Genomic DNA, 4,409 nt, shown 5'->3' on the forward strand with positions numbered 1-4,409 from the left:
CGCAGCGCCCCGGGCACCGGGCCGCCGCGCAGCGCGAGCGCCACCCGGGTGGCCGAGCCGGCGGAGACGCGGTCCGGCGCCACCGAGCGCGAGGCCTTCACCGAGCGCCGCGTGCGCAGCGCCAGGAGCAGGGACACGACCGGGAGCAGGCAGACGAACAGCCCGATCCGGAGCAGGTCCCGCTCGTCCAGGACGACCGCGCAGACGGCGGTCGCGATCCCGCCGGCGAGCAGGCAACGTCCCCTGGTGGTCAGCCCGGACGGCCCATCGCGCCCGAACACCCTTCCTCAGCTCCGGGCCGGGGCCGGGACGGGCAGCCGGGAGAGCAGCCCGCGGACGACGTCCGCCGCGGACATCCGCGAGGCCATCGACTCGGGGGAGAGCATCAGCCGGTGCGCGAGCACCGGGACGGCGATCGTCTGCACGTCGTCCGGGACGACGTAGGACCGGCCGGCGAGCGCAGCGAGCGCCCGGGCGGCGCGGACGAGGTGCAGGGTCGCGCGGGGGGACGCCCCGAGCCGGACCTCCGCGCCGCGGCGGGTGGCTCCGACCAGCTCGACGCAGTACTGCCGCACCTCCGGGCCGACGTGCACCCGGCGGACGGTCTCGATCACCGTGCGGACCGCGCGGGCGTCCGCGACCGGCCGCAGCTGTTCCAGCGGGTCGGCGCCCGCGTGCTCGTCGATCATCGCGAGCTCGGCGGCGGGGTCCGGGTAGCCGACGCTGATCCGCGCGGTGAAGCGGTCCCGCTGCGCCTCGGGCAGGGGATAGGTGCCGTCCATCTCCACCGGGTTCTGGGTCGCGATGACCATGAACGGGCTGGCCAGGCCGTACGTGCCGCCGTCGACCGTGACCTGGTGCTCGGCCATGCACTCCAGCAGCGCGGACTGCGTCTTCGGGGAGGCTCGGTTGATCTCGTCCGCGATCACGATGTTGGCGAAGACCGGGCCGGGTCGGAAGTCGAACTCGCCGGTCTGCCGGTTGTAGACGGACATGCCGGTGATGTCGCCGGGCAGCAGGTCCGGCGTGAACTGGACGCGGCTGACCGAGCAGTCCAGCGAGCGCGCCAGCGCCTTGGCGAGCGAGGTCTTGCCGACGCCCGGGACGTCCTCGACGAGCAGGTGCCCCTCGGCGAGCAGCGCCACCAGTGCGATCCGGACCACCTCCGGCTTGCCCACGATGATCCGCTGGATGTTCGCCGCGACCCGGCCCGTGAGGTCCGCGACCGCGCCGAGCGAGTGCTCCGGATCCGTCGGGTGGACGGCCGCGGAACGGCTGCTGGTGGTGCTCAACCGGTCTCCTTCGCTCTGCGACGCCCCGCTCTGCACGGGTCCGCACGTCAGCCTCGTCCTCAGTGTGTCAAAGCCGCAGGAAGTGGGTCACCCGGACGGGGAAACCGGGGGGCCACCGGGCCCCACCGCGGTCCCGCCACGCCGTCCCCACTCCGCCCCCCACGGGCCCCCCACTCCGCCCCCACGCTTCCCCCCGCCCACCCACAGTGCTCGCCGACCTGGGCGAACGCCGGTGAGGGAGGCGGCCGCCCGGGCCCCGCCCGTCGCGCTACCGAGTGGTGCTCGCCAAACGCCCCACCCCGCCCCACCGCAGCTGACCTGCGCAAACGCGGGCACGCCGAGGAGACTCGAGGTCATCTCGGGTTGACGGTGGAGGGAAGTGGGGTAATGTGGAGATCACTGGGGCGAAGCGGTTCCCGGGCGGAGGTGGGGTTAGGTGTTCCTCGGCACCTACACCCCGAAGCTGGACGACAAGGGGCGGCTCACGCTGCCCGCGAAATTCCGGGACGAACTGCGGGGCGGGTGCATGGTCACGAAAGGGCAGGATCACTGCCTCTACGTGTTCACCCGCGAGGCCTTCGGCGAGATGGCCACCAAAGTCGCCTCGGCGCCGCTGACGAGCGAGTCGGCGCGAGTCTTCCAGCGCAACCTCTTCGCGGGCACCGACGAGCAGAACCCCGACGGACAGGGCCGGATCGCGATCACCCCGGACCTGCGCCGTTACGCGGGGCTCACGAAGGACTGCGTGGTGATCGGCGCGTTCTCGCGCGTCGAGATCTGGGACGCGCAGGCCTGGCAGGAGTACCAGGACGCACATGAGGACGAGTACGCGAAGGCGCAGGAGGAGGTTCTGCCCGGACTGATCTAGGGACTCCCGAGCTTCCCCTCGGGGCCTGAGTGAGAAGTCGGGCGAGGAGACGTCAAGGAACACCGTCGCCGTCCCGACCCGGATGCCGTGATGAACCACCTCCGGGTTCCGGGGGCCCTGGCGCACCTTCCCCGGTGCCAGGTCCCCCGGAGCCCGCCAGGTGCACGGCATCCAGGTGGGGACGGCGCCGGAACCGTGGACGTACCGGCTGGGGAGCACGGTACCCCCATGAACACGCCAACAGTAGAGCGACGCACCGGAGGCATGCCCGTCCGTTGCGTCGCTCGGCCATGCCCGGACAACGGCGGAACTCCGCCCCCCGGCCCGGGTACGGCGAGCACCATGAGCACGACGAGTACGACGGCGCGAGGGAGGTGGCAGAGATGAAGCGACTCCCGGGCGCAACCGACGGGGACGAAACGGACAGTGATCACGCTGATCCGGAAGGCCAAGCCGGGGCCCGGCACGTCCCCGTCCTGCTGCCCCGCGTTCTCGACCTCCTCGAACCCGCCCTCGCCGGCAGGCCCGCCGTCGTCGTGGACGCCACCCTCGGCATGGGCGGCCACTCCGCGGCGCTGCTGGCGGCACATCCGCAGCTCACCCTCGTCGGCCTGGACCGGGACCCGCAGGCCCTGGAGTTGGCCGGCCGCCGGCTGACCGCCCACGCGGACCGTGTCCACCTGGTGCACGCCGTGTACGACGAGATCGCCGACGTGCTCGGGGAGCTGGGGCTTCCCCGCGTCGACGGCATCCTGTTCGACCTCGGCGTCTCCTCCCTGCAGCTCGACGCGGACGAGCGCGGCTTCTCCTACTCCCGGGACTCCGATCTGGACATGCGGATGGACCCGACGACGGGGCCGACGGCCGCGGACGTCCTCAACACCTACGCGGTGCCGGACCTCGCCCGGATCCTTCGGGAGTACGGCGAGGAACGGTTCGCGGGGCGGATCGCCTCGGCCGTCGCGCGGAGGCGGGCCGAGCGCCCGTTCACCCGCAGCGCCGAGCTGGTGGAGCTGCTCTACGCCGCCGTGCCCGCGGCGTCCCGGCGGACCGGGGGACACCCGGCCAAGCGGACGTTCCAGGCGTTGCGGATCGAGGTCAACCGCGAGCTGGAGGCGTTGCGGGCCGCGCTGCCCGCCGCCCTCGGCTCGCTGGCGGTGGGCGGGCGCATGGTCGTGCTCGCCTACCACTCGCTCGAGGACCGGATGGTCAAGCGGGAGCTCGCCGCGCGAGCGGCGTCCCGGACCCCGGTCGACCTACCTGTCGAGCTCCCGGGGCACGGCCCGGAGCTGCGGTTGCTCGTCCGCGGGGCCGAATCGGCCACCGAGGACGAGATCACCGACAACCCGCGCGCCGCCTCGGTGCGGCTGCGGGCCGCCGAACGAGTCCGGGAGGCCGCGTGAACACCAGCTGGATCAGCGGGGGGATCGTCGTGAGCGAGCGTGCGGGCGAGCCCGCGCAGCGCCCGCGCACCATGGTGATCGGGGCCCGGCGGAGCACGCGGAACGGGGACGCGCGATGAGCGCTCCCGTCGACGAGCGTCGCCTCGCGCGCAAGCCCTCGGTGTCGGTCAGCTGGGAGCGGGCCGAAACCAGGAACCGCACGGCGACGATCCCCGCCCAGCGGGGCGCGGAGCGCCGGGCCGCGGCGCCGGCCCCGACGCGGAAGAAGGTCGCCGACAAGGCCTACGCGAAGCGGGACGACCGGCTGCGCCGCCTCGTCGGCGCGCCGCGGCGCAAGCGGACCACGGCCCCGGCCGGCCGGGCCCAGTTCGTGCTGCTGATCATGGCGCTGCTGGTGGCCGGCCTGGTCGCGACGCTGTGGCTGTCGACCGCCGCCGCGGCGGACTCGTACCGGCTGCAGGCCGCCCGCACCGCCGCCCGGGATCTCACGGAGCAGAGCGAGCGGCTGCACCGTGAGGTCGCGGCCATGGAGGCGCCGACCGCGCTGGCGCAGCGGGCGGCCGAGATGGGCATGATCCGCGTGCAGGACCCGGCCCGGATCGTCGTCGCGCCGGACGGGAGCACGCAGGTCGTCGGGGTGCCGATGGCCGCGGCCCACCCCGTGGCGCCGGCCCCGGCCGCCCCGTCGACCCCGCCCGCGGACTCGCAGATCGCCGCGGCCGCGGAGGCGGAGCAGGGTGCCCCGGGCACCCAGCGGGCGGCGAACCAGGGCACCGGGAACCAGGCGGCGCAGGCCGCCCCCGGACAGGCCGGCGCGGGCAACGAGGACGGCAACACGGCGCAGGC

General features: G+C 74.2%; 5 protein-coding genes and 1 pseudogene. 4 read left to right on the forward strand and 2 right to left on the reverse strand.

The window, feature by feature from the left end:
* Positions 1-281: pseudogene (locus tag JWP64_RS00760) on the reverse strand (DUF58 domain-containing protein); the annotation flags it as partial.
* A 6-nt stretch (positions 282-287) separates the two neighbouring features.
* Positions 288-1,193 carry a MoxR family ATPase gene (locus tag JWP64_RS00765; protein WP_297490968.1) on the reverse strand — a complete coding sequence of 302 codons (906 nt, stop codon included), beginning with the start codon at positions 1,191-1,193 and terminating at the stop codon, positions 288-290.
* A 535-nt stretch (positions 1,194-1,728) separates the two neighbouring features.
* Between JWP64_RS00765 and mraZ the strand changes: the two genes are divergently transcribed.
* The 4 genes from mraZ to JWP64_RS00785 all read left to right on the forward strand — a co-directional run.
* Positions 1,729-2,160 (forward strand): division/cell wall cluster transcriptional repressor MraZ, encoded by a 432-nt coding sequence (gene mraZ, locus JWP64_RS00770; RefSeq protein ID WP_297490957.1) that lies wholly within the window; start codon positions 1,729-1,731, stop codon positions 2,158-2,160.
* 383 nt (positions 2,161-2,543) lie between these two features.
* Entirely contained in the window at positions 2,544-3,563 is a 1,020-nt protein-coding gene (gene rsmH, locus JWP64_RS00775) for a 16S rRNA (cytosine(1402)-N(4))-methyltransferase RsmH (RefSeq protein ID WP_297490960.1), read from the forward strand.
* Positions 3,560-3,682 carry a hypothetical protein gene (locus JWP64_RS00780; protein ID WP_297490963.1) on the forward strand — a complete coding sequence of 41 codons (123 nt, stop codon included), beginning with the start codon at positions 3,560-3,562 and terminating at the stop codon, positions 3,680-3,682. The genes rsmH and JWP64_RS00780 overlap by 4 nt, the downstream gene beginning before the upstream one ends.
* Positions 3,679-4,409 (forward strand): hypothetical protein (locus tag JWP64_RS00785; protein WP_297490965.1); only part of this gene is annotated, 731 nt, incomplete at its 3' end. The genes JWP64_RS00780 and JWP64_RS00785, both read left to right, overlap by 4 nt.

Source organism: Pseudonocardia sp., from assembly GCF_025465255.1.
Taxonomy (GTDB): domain Bacteria; phylum Actinomycetota; class Actinomycetes; order Mycobacteriales; family Pseudonocardiaceae; genus Pseudonocardia.